The sequence below is a fragment of the Brevibacillus centrosporus genome, assembly GCF_046622605.1.
GTDB lineage: Bacteria > Bacillota > Bacilli > Brevibacillales > Brevibacillaceae > Brevibacillus > Brevibacillus centrosporus.
Window position 1 is genome coordinate 3,184,024 of the sequence record NZ_CP176856.1, and the last position, 16,568, is coordinate 3,200,591.

General features: G+C 46.5%; 13 protein-coding genes and 3 pseudogenes. 2 read left to right on the forward strand and 14 right to left on the reverse strand.

The window, feature by feature from the left end; translation table 11 throughout:
- Positions 1-3: 3 nt before the first annotated feature.
- The 14 genes and pseudogenes from glp to ACLIN2_RS16130 form a co-directional block, all read right to left on the reverse strand.
- Complete coding sequence (gene glp, locus ACLIN2_RS16065; protein ID WP_411501543.1) at positions 4-1,266, reverse strand: molybdopterin molybdotransferase MoeA; 1,263 nt, start codon at positions 1,264-1,266, stop codon at positions 4-6.
- A 10-nt stretch (positions 1,267-1,276) separates the two neighbouring features.
- Positions 1,277-2,326, reverse strand: a pseudogene (gene moaA / locus ACLIN2_RS16070) (GTP 3',8-cyclase MoaA).
- Entirely contained in the window at positions 2,281-3,093 is an 813-nt protein-coding gene (gene fdhD / locus ACLIN2_RS16075) for a formate dehydrogenase accessory sulfurtransferase FdhD (protein WP_400586455.1), read from the reverse strand. Before fdhD ends, moaA begins: the two are co-directional and overlap by 46 nt.
- A gap of 30 nt (positions 3,094-3,123) precedes the next feature.
- Complete coding sequence (locus ACLIN2_RS16080; RefSeq protein WP_400586312.1) at positions 3,124-3,474, reverse strand: DUF2294 domain-containing protein; 351 nt, start codon at positions 3,472-3,474, stop codon at positions 3,124-3,126.
- Complete coding sequence (locus ACLIN2_RS16085) at positions 3,471-3,893, reverse strand: phosphate-starvation-inducible protein PsiE (protein ID WP_411501544.1); 423 nt, start codon at positions 3,891-3,893, stop codon at positions 3,471-3,473. Before ACLIN2_RS16085 ends, ACLIN2_RS16080 begins: the two co-directional genes overlap by 4 nt.
- Before the next feature lie 44 nt (positions 3,894-3,937).
- Complete coding sequence (locus ACLIN2_RS16090; RefSeq protein WP_411501545.1) at positions 3,938-4,417, reverse strand: DUF1641 domain-containing protein; 480 nt, start codon at positions 4,415-4,417, stop codon at positions 3,938-3,940.
- Positions 4,417-7,368 carry a formate dehydrogenase subunit alpha gene (fdhF, locus tag ACLIN2_RS16095; RefSeq protein WP_411501546.1) on the reverse strand — a complete coding sequence of 984 codons (2,952 nt, stop codon included), beginning with the start codon at positions 7,366-7,368 and terminating at the stop codon, positions 4,417-4,419. Before fdhF (ACLIN2_RS16095) ends, ACLIN2_RS16090 begins: the two co-directional genes overlap by 1 nt.
- A 268-nt stretch (positions 7,369-7,636) precedes the next feature.
- Positions 7,637-8,652: pseudogene (locus ACLIN2_RS16100) on the reverse strand (cytochrome d ubiquinol oxidase subunit II).
- Complete coding sequence (locus ACLIN2_RS16105; RefSeq protein ID WP_411501547.1) at positions 8,649-9,977, reverse strand: cytochrome ubiquinol oxidase subunit I; 1,329 nt, start codon at positions 9,975-9,977, stop codon at positions 8,649-8,651. The pseudogene ACLIN2_RS16100 and the gene ACLIN2_RS16105 overlap by 4 nt, the downstream one beginning before the upstream one ends.
- 249 nt (positions 9,978-10,226) lie before the next feature.
- Positions 10,227-10,466: a heavy-metal-associated domain-containing protein gene (locus ACLIN2_RS16110; RefSeq protein WP_400586297.1), complete on the reverse strand. Its 240-nt coding sequence runs from the start codon at positions 10,464-10,466 to the stop codon at positions 10,227-10,229.
- A gap of 26 nt (positions 10,467-10,492) precedes the next feature.
- Positions 10,493-10,987 carry a DUF1641 domain-containing protein gene (locus ACLIN2_RS16115; protein WP_411501548.1) on the reverse strand — a complete coding sequence of 165 codons (495 nt, stop codon included), beginning with the start codon at positions 10,985-10,987 and terminating at the stop codon, positions 10,493-10,495.
- Complete coding sequence (gene fdhF / locus ACLIN2_RS16120) at positions 10,962-13,946, reverse strand: formate dehydrogenase subunit alpha (protein ID WP_411501549.1); 2,985 nt, start codon at positions 13,944-13,946, stop codon at positions 10,962-10,964. The genes ACLIN2_RS16115 and fdhF (ACLIN2_RS16120) overlap by 26 nt, the downstream gene beginning before the upstream one ends.
- Before the next feature lie 216 nt (positions 13,947-14,162).
- Positions 14,163-14,402 (reverse strand): annotated as a pseudogene (locus ACLIN2_RS16125) (phosphate-starvation-inducible protein PsiE); the annotation flags it as partial.
- 38 nt (positions 14,403-14,440) lie between these two features.
- The gene (locus ACLIN2_RS16130; protein WP_411501550.1) at positions 14,441-14,815 is read right to left on the reverse strand and encodes a hypothetical protein; all 375 of its coding nucleotides are present in this window, start codon (positions 14,813-14,815) and stop codon (positions 14,441-14,443) included.
- Between the two features lie 213 nt (positions 14,816-15,028).
- Here ACLIN2_RS16130 and ACLIN2_RS16135 point away from each other — a divergent pair, with 213 nt between their 5' ends.
- Positions 15,029-15,364: a hypothetical protein gene (locus tag ACLIN2_RS16135; protein WP_411501551.1), complete on the forward strand. Its 336-nt coding sequence runs from the start codon at positions 15,029-15,031 to the stop codon at positions 15,362-15,364.
- Entirely contained in the window at positions 15,361-16,452 is a 1,092-nt protein-coding gene (locus tag ACLIN2_RS16140; protein WP_411501552.1) for a Ger(x)C family spore germination protein, read from the forward strand. The genes ACLIN2_RS16135 and ACLIN2_RS16140 overlap by 4 nt, the downstream gene beginning before the upstream one ends.
- Positions 16,453-16,568 lie beyond the last annotated feature (116 nt).

A 16,568-nucleotide genomic window follows, 5' to 3' on the forward strand; every position in this document is an offset into this window, starting at 1 on the left:
TCGTTATCCTTTGAGCATGAGAACGGAGACAAGCTCACCTTGCTGCATTCCATTACTTCCGGGTGGTATCTGGATCAAGCAATCGGAATCTTTAATGGATACAGTCACACTTGACTGATCCATCCCGGCAGGCTCTACGAATACCTTGCCTTCGCGAATATACGATTTTCCGCGAACATATCGGGGAAACGCATTTACCTTTTTAAAATCTTCTCCTAAAAAGGCAGTATAGCTCTGCAAATATCTATTTTGTATACCCTGCATGCCTAGAATAACAGGACGGATAAAGAGCTGATAACCAACAAAGCATGCTCCCGGATTGCCTGACAATGCAAATAAAAATTGATCATTCCAAACCCCTGCGGTTGTAGGACTTCCGGGTCGCATCGCTACTTTGTTGAAGAGCATCTTCCCTTCCCAGTTTTGAAAAATTTCGACGAGAATGTCGTAGTCGCCTACCGATACTCCGCCTGATGTGATCACAAAATCCGCAAGAGAAAATGCTTCAAAAATAAGCGCTTGCGCTTTGTCCGCATCGTCAGGGATGGATCCCATCAGCAAAGGAATTCCTCCTGCTTCGCGAATAAGCGCTGCCAGCATGTAGGAGTTGCTATTACGAATTTTCCCTGAGCAAAGTGGTGCTTCTACAGGTAACAGCTCTGAACCGGTTGCAAAAATCGCGATGGTTGGCCGCTTGTATACTTTGACAATGGGGAAACCGAATGTAGCCAACAGTGCGGTCTCACCCGCTCGGATTACGGTCCCTTTTTGCAGGACGCATTCGCCTTTTGTCATTTCATGGCCGATCGAAGTCAGATTCTTACCGGGTTGAATTTCCTTTTTGATCCTAACGTATGTTTTGCCCTGCTCCTCAAAGTCCTCTGTCATTTCCAGCATGATTACAGCGTCGGCATTCTCAGGAACCATCGCTCCCGTCATGATTCGAGAAGCCGTTTTGGGGGATATTTCGGATCTTGGTACATCTCCGCACGGTATATTGTCGATCACCTCCAAGAGGACCGGGGATTCAGGGGATGCCCCGCGAGTAGAGCTGGACATGATGGCAAACCCATCCATCCCGGAACGGCGAAAATGAGGCATGTCCTCTGGCGCTATCATATCCTCTGCCAATGTACGGCCAAAGGCATTTTCCAATGAGACTTCTTCCACACCCAGTACGTGGAGATGTTCTTCAATTCTCCGCTGTGCTTCCTCTACCTGAACTGTATGGCGGCGAAATCGATGTACGCTTTCAACTCTGTCCATGTCGGCAACACTACCCTCCAATTTGAGACATACGCCTAACTGTTGGTATATGCGACTGGCTCTCGTCGTCTAAAGCCTTGGCCATTTCGTGATTTCTAGGTTTGATACGTAATGCTTTGAAAAAAAGCTAGCGTACCGCTTCATCGTTGCCAATGCATTTACGAACGTTAAACTCATCCGACCAATATAGGCAGGGCTTAATATTTCCATCTGCTGTCAAGCGCAGCCGGTTACAAGTTTCACAGAAATGATCGCTTACTGGATGAATCAGCCCAAAGCTCCCCTTGCCTCCATTAATCCGGAAAGTCTGTGCAGGCCCATTTCCACGCTCTGCATGACTCTCATCCACTTTCCAGCCCATTTGCTGGCAGCGCTCCAATACGGTAGACAATGGCAGATAGGATTGTTTCCATCTGATGTCGTTGTGGCCGATCGGCATGTATTCGATGAATCGCACCTGCAAATGGCTGTCTATGGTAAGCCGTAGAAAATCCTCAATCTCGTCATCATTGATTCCCTTCATCAGCACGACGTTCAGCTTGATGGGATCAATGCCTTCCTGTTGACATGCAGCGATGCTATCCAGCACTCGCTCGACATGCCCACCTCTGGTAATAAACGAAAAACGATCCGCTTTCAAAGTATCCAGACTGATATTCACCCGGTTCAATCCAGCGGCCTTTAATTTTGCTGCCTTTCTCGCCAAGAAAATCCCATTGGTAGTCAAAGCAATATCCTCGATTCCCGGTATAGCGGATATGCCAGAAATCAGATCTTCAATTCCTTTGCGGACCAATGGCTCCCCACCTGTCAGCCGAACTTTTTTGACGCCCATTTCGGCCAGAACCCTCACAACCTCAGTAATTTCGTGAAAAGACAGGATTTTTTCATCAGGCTCAAACTCCATCCCATCTTCCGGCATGCAGTACACGCACCGCAAGTTACATCGATCCGTAACGGAAATGCGTAGATAGTCATGGATCCGACCAAAGGAGTCCACCAATTCACTCGGAATCACTGGACCTCCCCCCTCTTTTCCACGTATATTCGTTGTGGCCATGTGTATATGTTAAAGGACTGGTTGCGTATAAAGCCAACAGTGGTGATGCCCAGTTCATGTGCGAGCCGAATAGCCAGTTCCGTTGGAGCTGATTTTGACAAAACGATACTGCACCCAATTTTGGCTACCTTCAACAATACTTCGGAAGAGATCCGGCCACTAAAGACCATGATTTTATCTTCAACGGCTAGCGAGTTCTTCAAGCAATATCCGTATAGTTTATCGAGAGCATTATGCCGGCCAATATCCATTCGGGAGAGGACGATTCCGTTTTTATCACACAAGGCAGCATTATGAACGCCACCTGTATGCTGAAAAAGCTGTGCAGATTGCTGCATCTCTTTCATAAATCGAAAACAGTCAGCGCTCGAGATCGAAAGGTTGTTGTCTTCTACCTGTTTCACCGTTCGAGCATCGTTGTAAAAGTAAAAACTTTGTCGACTTTTTCCACAGCAAGAGGTGACGTATCGCTTGGAGTGGAACTTCTGGTTGTATTTGTTCACTTTATTGGCCCGGACGTAAGCATGGCCGGTTGTCTCGTCAATAAACAGGTCAGATAGATCCGTATATGATTGAATGACCCCTTCAGAAGCCAAAAACCCAATGACGAGTTCTTCGATGTTTTCCGGGCTACAGACCATCGTCGCGAACTCTTCCTCGTTCAACACGATCGTAATCGGTGCTTCTGTAACAATAGAATCTTCTACATCCTGCAAAGTGCCATCTTCAAAATGCAGGACATGTGACATAACTTTTACGGGTTGAATCACGGGTGTTCCCACCTTCCCACACGCCGATCAAGAAATCGGTCTGTCTAACACATACACGGTCATGGCAATATCTTCTTCCAGACTGATATCGGAAAAGATCCTCAAGATCTTTGCGTTGATGATTTCCTCTAGTTTTGCGACGATCATCGGATCGTTGTAGATGTTCTTCACTAGCTTTGTACGCGCATCGTGAACCATTCGTCTTCCATCCTCAGACGAAATCATAAATTTTTCTACATTCGTCAGATTCCCTTTCATTTCACAGATCACCCAAGGGCCGCAAAAACGCGTGAGGATTTCTCGCGGCCCATTTCCTACGTTTTCTTTTCGTATCTCACGCACCAGCATGCTGAATTGATGTTCAAGACTTTTCGTCATTCGATTTTCTCCTTTAGTTCCCCCACTTTATTCTTCCGAGGAGCTAACATAATGTAACTAATGACCAGAATAAGAATCACAAGCGATAGAATCAAATTATTCATGGCATTGTCACGATTGACGATGATAAACCGCAGGGTACCGGTAATGCCAATATAGATTAGGTAGCGTAGCGGAAAGTGATATTCTTCGTTAAAATATTTGACAATCATGGAAACGAAAACAAAATATAGAAAAAAGGCTAAGACTTCCTCTAAAATATCATGAACGTTAGTATTTCCAAATAGTGCAGCGGTTACGATGTAATACAGTTCTCGGACCAGGAAAAAGCTCAAGACTAGCCCTAGAATGATGAGCGATATGTTTAGCATCAGTTGATAGAAGTGTACGATCGACGCTTCGTTTTTCCATTTCTCCATCTAAACTCCTGGCCTCCTTCTTATCATGATGGCTCCCTCTCTCTTCAATCCTTTAAGCCTTCCCCTACTCCTTTCAGCAGGTTTATGCCAAAAGCCATCGCCCGATTGATATCAGGATCGCTTACGACTTTCATCAAATCAAAAATGCCAATCTTAGCTCCCGATTGAAGTGCCACATCCGCTTTTTTCAGACCAGCTGTAAGACCACCCATCAGCTTTTTGGTCATCTCAGGATCGAGCTCGGTTAGTCCCCCAGCTGCAGCCATTGCATTGTTGATGATATTGGTGACAGGAGGGCGCACCATTTGCCCCACTAAAATTTTTGCGATATCTTCCTTTGCTTCGATAGCGGCATTGACCGCCCCAAGAATTCCACTTTCGTGGAGCTCTTGGAGCAGTTTGATCGTTGCCTGGATACCCTCTGGATTATTTGCCAGTGATTGCAAGACGCTATCTACCGTTTGATCTTGTCTGTCTTTTTCAGTCATAACAGGTTCAGCCACTTTCGTGATCGGTCTAGCCATTACTTTTTACCTCCTACAACGTTAACTTCCGTAATGGGTTCATAATCTTCTCTCGCCCACTTGCGCTCTACTTGGACACCCATCTGAGGGTTTCGCTTCGCATAACGAGGATTGTACATTGGCAGTGGCGTCATTCCTTTTTCCTCCAGGAACTCCATGCGCACTTTCGTTTGTTTGTAGGCAGGTGTCTGGGTGCGAACATCTCCAACGCTACCCGTCAAAAGGTTGATGGCATTTTCATGGCTAACCGAGTGCATAGGTACATACAATTCATTGCCGCTTACCCGATCGGTCACGACGACACGCAGCTTGATCGCTCCGTATGGAGACACGAGACGAACTAATGAACCGTCTTTCACTTTGCGTTCTTTCGCTAGAGCAGTAGGAACCTCCACAAATACTTCCGGCAATTTATACTGGATACCCTTGGATTTGTTCGTCATGTTTCCTTCATGGAAGTGTTCCAGCAATCTTCCGTTGTTCAAGATAAGATCAAATTCAGATGGGAACTCAATAGGTGGAACATATTCAACGAGCGAAAGTCTTGCTTTTCCGTCTGGGAAGTTGAATCGCTCTTTATAGAGAAGCGGCTCGTCGGTTCCGTCCTTCTGTACTGGCCAGAGCAAGCTGTTCCAGCCCTCTAAACGCTCGTACGAAACTCCTCCATAAAGTGGTGCCAAGCTGGCAATTTCGTCCATAATCTCACTAGGATGTTGATAATTCCAGTTTGCCCCCATCCGTTGGGCGATCATCTGGATGATGGACCAGTCAGGTCTTGAATCACCCAATGGCTCCATGACTTGATACAAACGCTGGACACGTCTCTCTGTGTTCGCAAAGGTCCCGTCTTTTTCCAAAGATGGAGAAGCAGGCAGGACAACATCAGCAAATTGAGCTGTTTTCGTCAGGAATACATCCTGTACGACAAAGAAGTCGAGCTTGCTGAGAGTTTCATGCACGTGGTTAGCATTGGAATCCACCCAAGCCATGTCTTCCCCCATCAGGTACATGGATTTCAGCTCGCCTTTCTCTACGGCTTGCAGCATTTCAATGTTGGTCAACCCTGGTTGATTGGAGATTTTTACGCCATACGCCTTTTCAAACTTGGCTCTTGCTACATCATCTGTAATATGCTGATACCCGGGCAGCCAGGTTGGGAGTGTCCCCATGTCGCACGCCCCTTGCACGTTATTGTGTCCGCGCAATGGATAAGCCCCTGCTCCGTTGCGTCCGTAGTTCCCTGTCACCAGCAATAGGTTGGAGATAGCCGCAGACGTATGAGAACCCGCGATGTTCTGGGTAACACCCATTCCCCACAGGATGCAAGTTCCATCTGCCTCGTGGATCATTTTGGCTGTCGTGATCAATTGATCTTTTGTCAGCCCGGTAACTTCCTCCGCATATTCGAGCGTGTATTTTTCCAGCATTTTGCGATATTCGTCAAAAAGGTTCACCCGATTTTGAATAAAGGCCACATCATGCCACCCTTGATCGATCATGTACTTCGCAACTGCTGTCAGCCATACGAAGTCCGTCCCTTGTTTAGGATGTAGGAACAGATCGGAACGTTCCGCCATTTCGTGCTTGCGCAGATCAGAAACAATCAGCTTTTGGCCATGCAATTTTTTCGCCCGTTTGACGCGAGTCGCTAAAACAGGGTGACCTTCTGTCGGATTCGCCCCGACGAAAATGACGAGACCCGCACTCGCGATATCTTTGATCGTACCGGAGTCCCCACCATGCCCTACAGTTGCGAGCAAACCGTCCGTTGCGGGAGATTGGCAATAGCGCGAGCAGTTGTCAATATTGTTTGATTCAAACACCTGACGTGCCAGCTTTTGCATGAGGTAAGCATCTTCATTTGTTGTTTTGGATGAGCTTACAAAGCCAAGAGCACTTCCTCCGTAATTTTCCTTGATGGAGCCCATACGCTCGGCAATCAGGGTCAGCGCTTCATCCCACGTAGACGGAACAAATTCATCTCCCTTGCGGATCAATGGTGTGGTCAAACGTTGCTCGCTGTTGACAAAATCCCAGCCAAATTTCCCTTTCACACATGTCGAGACACTGTTAACAGGGGAGTTTTCGGTTGGTTCCACTTTCAGAATCTGGCGGCCTTTGGTCCAAACTTCAAACGAGCAGCCTACCCCGCAGAACGTACATACGGTTTTCGTTTTCTTGGTTCGTGTTTCCCGCATGGCTGCTTCCACTTCAGAAATCGCAAAAATACCGCTATAACCGGGTTCGACTTCTTTAATCAGATCGATCATCGGGTTAAGCAGATCTTTTTTAATGCCGGACATAAATCCAGCTTCGCCCAGCATGGTTTTCTCCATCAGCGCATTACATGGACAAACGGTTACACATTGACCACATGATACACAAGACGATTCGTTAATCGATTTATTGTCATCCCAGATTACCCTCGGAATATCACGTTCCCAGTCGATAGTGAGCGTTTCATTTACCTGTAGGTCCTGACAGACCTCAGTGCAGCGCCCGCAGAGAATGCATTGGTCTGGATCATAGCGATAAAAGGGATGCGACATATCTACTTCGTAATTTTTTCCTCGGAACGGACGTTCTTGGTGTTCTATTTCAAGCAGCTCAGCTGTATTGTGGACTCGGCAATTTCCGTTGTTGTTGTCGCAGACGGTGCAATACAGCATATGGTTTTCTAGGATGCGGTCCATAGCTTCCATCTGTGCACCTTTTGCCAGCTCGGAGGCTGTAAGGATATTCATTCCTTCTTCAATAATCGTCGAGCATGCACGCATGATTTTCCCGTCAATTTCACACATGCAAGTATCACATGTTTGAATCGGACCTAGAACTTCTGAATAACAGATATGTGGATGTTCGATATCACGTTGCAGAAGATAGTCGAGAATTCGGGTACCTTCTTCGGCCTCATGCTTCTCTCCGTTTAATGCAAAGCTGACTTTTCTCATCTTCCCTAAGACCTCCAAGAAAATAATAAAAGCCCATCATAAAACAACCTGGGCATAAACATGCACAAATTGTTTTATGATGGGCTAATTCCTAAGCATCCTAATGATGCTCGTTATCCGTCCCAACTTCTTTTTTGAGCGGGATCAGGATGATTGAGCAATTCACCATTACCAATCATCGATGATCATTGTTTAACTATGGCTATATTATAGCTCCAATCGATATTGAAATCCAACTATATTATTGAAAGAAGTGTGAAAATCCGGCTTAGCTCAGCTTTCCTTTCACATACTTCGCGTTAAAAATGAACAACCGCATCAAGAGAAACAGCGATGGAACGAGAAGTACCATTCCGCCTATAAAGGCCACGACCAAAAATTTAGCCATGGTCGGATTTGTCACACTGGAATGGAAAGAGACGTAAGGGTAAAGTAAGTACGGCAAATGAGACTTTCCATATCCCCAGAAGGCAGTGAAAAACTGCAGCATCACAGAAATAAACATCCATCCGTGCGATCTTTTCATGATGAGCAGCCGTAAAGCATTTAAAAAGAAAGCAAACGAGAGAATGAACCAAATGCTATTTCCCATGATGGAAGTGAAATGCTCCGGATTGTGCTTCCAAAGTGCCATGAATACGAGGATGGACGCAAAAATAGTTGGCAGGCTGTACAGAAGTGCCCATTGCCGCAAAACACTTTCTGCTTGAGGGTCCTCCGCCCGGTGTGCGTAGTAAGTGAGGAAGCTTGCACTGATAAAAAGCACACTTACTAATGCGAGGAAGACGACTGCCCATGAATACGGACTGTAGAATAGTTTGCTTGCCATAAAAATAGGTGTGCCATTTTCAACTGCGATAAATCCGCCTTCCGAAATGGTTAAGACGGTGGAAAAAGAAGCCGGGATCAAAATGCCTGTTGCCGCGTAGAGAAAATGGAACACATAGCTATTCGGATGTCCGTATTTGCTAAAAGCGAAAACGAGCCGCGAATGGATAATAAAACAAGCGCAATGCTTGCCGGAACGAGCAGAGCTGTACCATAAAAATAGCCCGTCTCCGGAAAGAAGCCCACAATGCCTACGAAAAAGAAGACCAAAAATACATTGGTAACTTCCCATACAGGTGATAAATAGCGGGAAATTACCTTATTGATAATTTCCCCCTTCCCTGTAATTCTTCCGTAGTAGGAGAAAAAACCTGCTCCGAAATCAATGGAAGCAACGATGATATATCCGTATAGAAACAACCAGAGTATCGATATCCCAAGCACTTCCGTCGTCAAGTTTGCTCACTCCTCGCATCCAGTAAGGGCTCTACCGGATTTCTGCGTGCCATGCGAATCAGCACATAGACAGTCAATATACCTAACAGGGCGTAAACCACACTAAACAAAAGCAGCATGGAGCCGACGTTTGGCGAAGTGGTAGCAGCCTCTCCCACCCGCATGTATCCGCGTAATATCCAAGGCTGTCGACCCAATTCCGCAAAGATCCATCCAAACTCGATGGCTAGCATGGACAAAGGTCCTCCGATCACGATCAATCGAAGCAACCACGAATTCCATTCAAACTTTTGCTTCCAAAAACGAATGGCGACAAATGCACCGGATAGTACAATCATGAAGGAGCCAATTCCTACCATCATGTCAAACCAGTAATGGATGATTAAGGGTGGCCAATTCTCCTTTGGAATATCGTTTAGCCCGATTACTTTTCCGCTGAAGCTGTCGGTTGCCAAAAAAGACAGCATGTTCGGCAATTTGATTGCATAGTTTACTTCGTTTGTATTCCTGTCCAGAGCCCCCCCTACGAGAAGGTCAGCGTGTGTTTTCGTCTCGAAGTGCCACTCTGCAGCCGCCAATTTTTCTGGCTGGTAGGCAGCTAGAAATTTACCTGAAAGGTCTCCAACCACTGCAGTTGCCAGCGCAAAAATTAGTCCTACCGTCATCGTCATTCGCAATGCCTTTTTGTAATACTCATTTCGGTGGCCTCGGAGGATAAACCAGGCGGTAATAGCCGCGATCACGAAGGCGGTTGTCATATAGGCAGAAGTGAGAACATGAGCCACTTTGGAGGGTGTCGCTGGGTTAAACATGGCTTTCAAAGGTTCAATGTTTGTAATGGCGCCGTCCGTGATCGTAAAGCCCTGCGGCGTATTCATGAACGCATTTACGGTTGTAATAAAGAATGCAGATAGACCGGAGCCTATCGCAACTGGGATCAATACGAGTATATGAAAGAGCGGATTTTGAAATCGGCTCCATGTATATAGGTAGATCCCTAAGAATATCGCTTCAAAGAAAAAGGCAAATGTTTCCATGAATAACGGAAGGGAAATCACTTGTCCCGCAATTTTCATGAACCCTGGGAAAAGAAGGGACAATTGAAGTCCGATGATGGTTCCCGTCACGACTCCCACAGCGACGGTTATCGAATACCCCTTTGCCAATCTTTTTGCCAGAAGCCTGTAATGGGGATCTTTTTTCCATATCCCCATTACCTCAGCAATCAAGAGCAGTAAAGGCATTCCTACTCCAATTGTGGCATAGATGATGTGAAATCCTAATGTAACCCCGAACAGAGTTCTGCTTTGCAACGCGAGATCCATCCGTTTTCCTCCTTGGAAGCATAAGTCTTGCACCGAACGGTATTGTCTGCCTGGTTGCTTTCACAGCACCACCTCATTTAAGAAAGGTGGTACTGCCGATCCTTAATGCATTCTTCACATACATGAAGGATACTCATGCTCATCTCCGAGGAGGCGGTCTCTTCCTGATTTGCCTGAGAAGCATCTTCTTCCAACCGACCGCATATTTCACATACTCTGGACATTCCTATTAACCTCCCGATCTCTTACTTATTGCTTGTCCCCGTGAAAGGGGCCGTCATAATTAGCCACGTCGTACCCTGATTCCCGGATGGCCTGTTGAAAATCGACCAGCTGCGCTGCATTCTCGTCATAGGAGATGAGCGCTTCTCCTTTCGACAGGCTCACCTCCGCTTTCAAGATGCCCCATACATCGTGTAAGGCTCTGTTCACTTTCTCCGCATCCTGCTCATCATTCATCCCCTGCACGGGGATTCGGTCTGTATGCATGTCGTACCGTCTCCTTGTTGTAAGGGTTAATGAACCGGCTTGTCCGCATTCTTCATTCCCTCGCCCATTCCACGCAGGAAATTGATCATGGAACCCAGTGCGAGAGTGACGTCCGGCTCCATCATGGCTTTCCCCATCCCGAACAAGCCTATCGGTTTATTGTTTTGGGTATCGGTTAGCCTCTCTAATCCATGATCAACAGCATCCAAGAGACCCTGGATTTTGTCAGGCTGCAGTTTAGCCAAGAACTGCAGCGCGGTCATCCCGTTTTTCATAATGTGATGCATTCCCGGCTTGTTCAATTGCGTCACAGCGATCACGCCAATATCTCGCCGGTTTTTTAATACCCCTTGAACAATATCCAGCACCCCAATCTCCTGCAATTCTTTTACAATGTCGAGAAGGGTAAGCAAGGCTTGGTGGTTTTCACTGACCGCATCAAGGACCTGCGAAATGGCCTGATCCCTGACTTCCTCGGGACTTGGAATATGACGTTCAATGTTTGAAATCGCTTTGGCCATCGGCTTGTCCTCCTGTTTCAAATAAATCCGGGATGGAAATCCAGTCGTCTCGGTTCCACTTGTCTTCTACTCGTACACCCAATTGCGGTTGCTTATTTCCGAAACGGTAATTCACGCGAGGAAGTGGCGGTTCTCCTTCTCGCTCCAGAATCTCCATGCTCACTCCCATTTCTTTGTAGTTTGGCGTATGGGTCAATCTGTCGTGGTAGCTGCTGGTCAGACGGTTCACTGATTGGTTGTCTTCTGACGTATTCATCGGCAGATACAGCTCGTTTCCTTTCACCCGATCGGTTACTAAGACGCGTACCTCCACTTGCCCATAAGGTGAAGTAAGACGAACCAGAGCCCCATCCTTGATTCCTCGCTCTTCGGCCAGTGCTGGAGAAACCTCGAGCCACGGATTCGGAACCTTGTGTGTGATCCCCTTCGACTTATAAGTCATATTGCCTTCATGGAAATGCTCCAGCAAACGACCGTTGTTCAGATGCAGATCAAACTCCTTGGTCAGCTGGAACATCGGTGGTGTCCAGTCGACTGCAATCAATCTTGCTTTTCCATCCGGGAAGTAGAAGCGTTCTGTATCCAGCAAAGGCGTATCTTCTCCGTTAGGCTTCACAGGCCAAATGAGACTGTTCCAGCCTTCGAGTCGCTCATAGCTGACACCAGCAAACAACGGAGACAGACTCGCTGCTTCTGCCATAATTTCGCTTGGATGCGAATAGTTCCAATTAGCTCCCATCTTGTTGGCGAGGTCTTGGAAGATTTGCCAGTCCGGTTTGGATTCGCCCAGCGGCTCAAACACTTGATACAGCCGTTGAATCCTTCTTTCTGTGTTTACAAAGGTTCCGTCTTTCTCGAGGCTAGGAGACGCTGGCAATACTACATCGGCAAAGTGAGCCGTTTTGGAGAAAAAGATATCCTGGACTACGAAAAGCTCCAGTTTTTCAAAAGCGGAATCAACGTGGTTGATATTTGAGTCAATGACCGCCATATCCTCTCCAAACAGATACAGTGCTTTCAGCTTCCCCTTAAACACGCCCTCGATCATCTGATGGTTGTTGTACCCCGGATCTTTAGGCAAGGTCACACCCCACGCCTTCTCAAAACGAGCACGTACACTCTCGTCCTGGATAGGCTGATAACCAGGGAGCCATGCGGGCATCGTACCGAAGTCGCACGCTCCTTGAACGTTGTTATGTCCGCGTAGTGGATATGCACCTGCATTCGGGCGTCCGAAGTTTCCAGTAACCAACAGCAAATTACAGATGGCGATACTTGTATCCGTCCCGCCGACATGCTGGGTGACTCCCATCGCCCACAGAATGCAAGTTCCGTCGGCTTCATGAATCATGGTGGCCAGATTCATCATTTCTTCCTTGGTTAAGCCGGTGACTTCTTCCGCATATTCCAAGGTAAACTTCTGCAACGATTTGACGTACTCGTCATACCCATTCACTCTGGCTTGAATAAACTCATCTGCTGCCCAGCCTTGATCGATGATGTACTTCGTAATGGCGGAGAGCCAGACCAAATCAGAGCCAGGTTTTGGGTGGAGATGGATATCCGCTCGCTGGGCCAATTCGTTTTTCCGTAAATCGACGACTGCCAATTTTTGGCCGAAAAGCTTATTCGCTCTTTTGATTCGGGTAGTCAGCACGGGGTGAGATTCGGCCGGATTCGCCCCGACCACAAGCACCAATCCAGCATTCGCAATATCCTGTATGGTTCCTGAGTCACCGGAATATCCTACCGTCCGCATCAAGGCCATGGAGGCAGGCGACTGACAATACCTCGAGCAGTTGTCTACGTTGTTTGTCCCGATAATGGAACGAACGAATTTCTGGTACAGGTAATTTTCCTCGTTGGTGCATTTGGAGGAAGCGATGAAACCGATTGAATCCGGCCCGTATTCTCCCTTTATCTCTGAAAGTCGATTGCTGATAAAGGTAAGCGCTTCATCCCATGTTGCTTCAACGAACTTATGACCTTGACGAATGAGTGGCTTGGTCAAGCGCTCTTCACTGTTGACGAAATCCCACCCAAATTTCCCTTTTACACAAGTAGAGATGCCATTTACCGGAGCTTCTGCTTGAGGTTCGATTTTCAAGATTTTGCGTCCTTTGGTCCACACCTCAAAGCTGCATCCTACGCCGCAAAAGGTACAAACGGTTTTGGTTTTCTTAATCCGTGTTTTTCGCATGCTTGCCTCTACTTCAGATACGGCAAAAATCTCCTGGTAGCCAGGCTCCACAACTTTGGTAATATTGATCATCGGCTCCAGCACATCTGCCGGAATCCCTGTCATATATCCTGCTTCGCCAAGCATCGATTTTTCCATCAACGCATTGCATGGACATACTGTGACGCAGTGACCACAGGATACACAGGAGGATTGATCGATAGGCACATCATCGTCCCAGACCACTCGCGGAATTTCGCGGCTCCAGTCAATATGTATCACTTCGCTGACCTGAAGATCCTGGCAGGACTCCACGCATCTACCACACAGAATGCATTGATCTGGTTCATAACGGTAGAACGGATGGGAAAAATCGGCTGGATAAGGCTTCGGGCGAAAATCGTATTTCTGATGCTCAATTTGCAAATGCTCCGCTGTGTTATGGACCACGCAGTTTCCATTGTTATTGTCACAAACCGTGCAATACAGTTCATGGTTTACCAAAATGCGTGACATTGCCTCCAGCTGCGCCTCTTTCACGATGTCAGAGTTTGTCGTCACTTTCATCCCCGGTTCACACGGAGTTACGCAGGAACGAACTAACTGACCGTTCACTTCCACCATACAGGTATCACATGTCTGGATCGGATGCAGATTGGGGTGCTTACAGATGTGCGCAATAAAAAAATCGTTGGACTCTGCAGCATCCAAAATGCTTTGTCCTGGTAGAGCAGTGAACGTTTGGTCGTCGATTTGAATCGAGTAGTTTCGCTCGTCCATTTTATTTCCCTCCAAAGAACTAAGAGCAGGATGATATGTATCGAGATTGCATGCGAAAAATGTATGGCTTTACTAAGCATGGGTAATTTTCCCCACACGGGAAAGAGCTATACTTTGCTTTTTCATCATGCGTTTGATGGATCGGACGCGAAAAAACCAAGGCATCTGCCTTGGTCATCCTTGCGTCTTCTAATTGGTTTTGGCTATTTCCTTTGTTCATTGGCTCCGTTCGAAGGTAAGCATGAGATAGCTAATCATAAGGACAAGAATCACGAGAGAAAATACGAAATTCGCGATTGGATTTTCGTGGGACACGATAATAAACCGAAGTGTCCCTGTGATCCCCAGGTAAATAAAACATCGTAGTGGGAAATGGTAATTCTCTTTAAAATATTTTACGATCAAGGAAACAAAAACCAAGTATAGAAAAAAATCTAAAACCTTCTGTAGGACTTCGTGGCTGCGATGATTACACTTTCACAGGTAGTCCTTGCTCAGTGCTTTACCTGAAAAAAAGTGCTTTCGATTTCATCGGAACGAAAGCGAAGTACGACTGCCAATCCCAAAAATAGACCGAACAAATCCAAAAACCAGTTTGAATTGCGGCTTCGTAAAGCAAGACATTTGAACATTTCTTGCAGCTGCATCGTTTCATCAGAAGCGACAACAGGTGCAGCGCCGAAATGCTTTAAAACGAGATCCTGCTTTAGGTTGATTGCCAGCTGCAGCATGTCATTCAATACGGCGACGTACTGGGTAACGTCCTTTCTGTTGTATAGTTCCACGGATTGATTACGCAGGATGGCAATCATCATTTCCGTATCCAATTCTTTCGGCTCGATTTCACTTATCATTTTTTTGATATTCATGGGTAGGCTACCTTTCTGATGATCCCATTAGACGATAATCGATCTCTTCGGCCAAACTCGAATAGATTTCGCCTAAGATTGAGTCTTCGTCATAGACGGATGAATGCACGCTCTCTTCAGGCTGTGCGAAAGGAATTCTCGCGATCACTTGCGTTTGCAAGGTATCCGCCAAGCGATCTCCGCCCATGGGTTTCTACCGCAGATGCAGTTCGGATGAAGTATGCCTTTATCGAGCGTGTCGTCTATATCTTTCTACTCATTTATTTAGGGATTTCCTATCTATTTGCCTTGATCACCTGGCATGTCGGATCCGAGATGCTGAGCGGCTGCCTTACCAAAAATCAGCCCAATACGTCAGAGGTCAACTCCGTGCTTCCGCATGTGATCAGCTGTACAGTTTTTGCAATCGGAACCGTTATCGTTGGAAATATGCTCGGGGAAGACGATCTTTTTTCGGTGTCCACGAATTGGATGATGATTCGTTCCCCTATTGATATTTTCGTTGTCCTTACGGTGTATTTTTTGAGCAACAGGAGGAAGGCTCTGTGAAACATGTCTTGATCTGGCTAGCAATATCGTATTTGCTAACGGGCTGCGGCTTCAAAGACATTGATAAGCGCTATTTAGTTATGGCGGTTGGCGTCGATAAATCCGACATCAAAGACAAGCCTTATCGCGTCTCCCTAAAACTCGCGATTCCCACCTCGCAAATCCGCCCAGGCCAATCAAACACGTTTCATCTTATCAGTGACGATGCACCCACCATTACAGAAGCGGTACGACATTTAAAATCAAAGGTAGATAAAGAACTAGATTTTTCCCAGAACAAAATGATCGTATTTGGAACAAAGATCGGAGAGGAACGGCTGAATAGGGAAACCATTGATTGGTTTTTGCGGAGATCAGAGATCCAAGGAATTGCGTTCATGGCGATCGGTGACCCCACTGCAGAGCAAGTATTGAATGTGCGTCCCAAGTCCGAACGGCTCCCTGCTGACAGCATGCTCATGAGCTTCGATCAGGAGGGAACGGAATCTTCTTTTATCGTTACTGAATTTTTGTTTGATTCCCATCGACGCTTGAGCGAAAAAGGATTGGATCCGTATTTACCCGTCATCCGTCCATTGAAGGAAACCTATTTAATTGATCGGGTGGCAGTCTTTGACAAGGAGAAAATCAAAGCGATCTTAAATCCAGAGGAAACCCGGATATTTAATGAATTATCCAAGAAAATCCGAAACTTCGATATCGAAACCAAGAAAGAAAATGTTCAATTCGCTTTGAATGTGACCTATTTTGGTTATTCGTATCAGTTTGATGAACGAAACCCCTCCTCTCCTAAGCTTATGATGGATGTGCGAATTAGAGGGATCACCGAGGAATCCAAGCAGACTTTCTACAATTCGCAATGGGACCGGTATAAAGAAGTAGCGGAAACCGAAGCGGCCAAACGCTATCGTCATGTTCTGGAAAAACTCCAGTCGCTCGGAGTTGATCCGATTGGTTTCGTTTTGCGTTATCGGGCCACACATTATCATGGGGATGAAGACTGGGAAAAATGGAAAGCCATTTATCCACGACTCGAATGGAATATCAAGGTGAACATCGATCTTATCGGATCAGGTGGAATAAAATGAGGAAAATGTGAATCACTTGCCTATTCGGGACTCCTATGTCCGTGGTTCTTTCCATCAAAATCAGATTTGGGGTGCAAAACCTATCGGTTGAAACCCTACCTACTGGCGAGATACAT

Coding starts and splice junctions, on each gene's coding strand:
- ACLIN2_RS16090 (WP_411501545.1), bottom strand. CDS start 4,417: ATGGCTAGACCGATCACGAAAGTGGCTGAACCTGTTATGACTGAAAAA.
- ACLIN2_RS16105 (WP_411501547.1), bottom strand. CDS start 9,977: ATGGATCTCGCGTTGCAAAGCAGAACTCTGTTCGGGGTTACATTAGGA.
- ACLIN2_RS16130 (WP_411501550.1), bottom strand. CDS start 14,815: ATGAATATCAAAAAAATGATAAGTGAAATCGAGCCGAAAGAATTGGAT.
- fdhF (WP_411501549.1), bottom strand. CDS start 13,946: ATGGACGAGCGAAACTACTCGATTCAAATCGACGACCAAACGTTCACT.
- ACLIN2_RS16135 (WP_411501551.1), top strand. CDS start 15,029: ATGAAGTATGCCTTTATCGAGCGTGTCGTCTATATCTTTCTACTCATT.
- ACLIN2_RS16115 (WP_411501548.1), bottom strand. CDS start 10,987: ATGGCCAAAGCGATTTCAAACATTGAACGTCATATTCCAAGTCCCGAG.
- ACLIN2_RS16085 (WP_411501544.1), bottom strand. CDS start 3,893: ATGGAGAAATGGAAAAACGAAGCGTCGATCGTACACTTCTATCAACTG.
- fdhF (WP_411501546.1), bottom strand. CDS start 7,368: ATGAGAAAAGTCAGCTTTGCATTAAACGGAGAGAAGCATGAGGCCGAA.
- ACLIN2_RS16080 (WP_400586312.1), bottom strand. CDS start 3,474: ATGACGAAAAGTCTTGAACATCAATTCAGCATGCTGGTGCGTGAGATA.
- glp (WP_411501543.1), bottom strand. CDS start 1,266: ATGGACAGAGTTGAAAGCGTACATCGATTTCGCCGCCATACAGTTCAG.
- ACLIN2_RS16110 (WP_400586297.1), bottom strand. CDS start 10,466: ATGCATACAGACCGAATCCCCGTGCAGGGGATGAATGATGAGCAGGAT.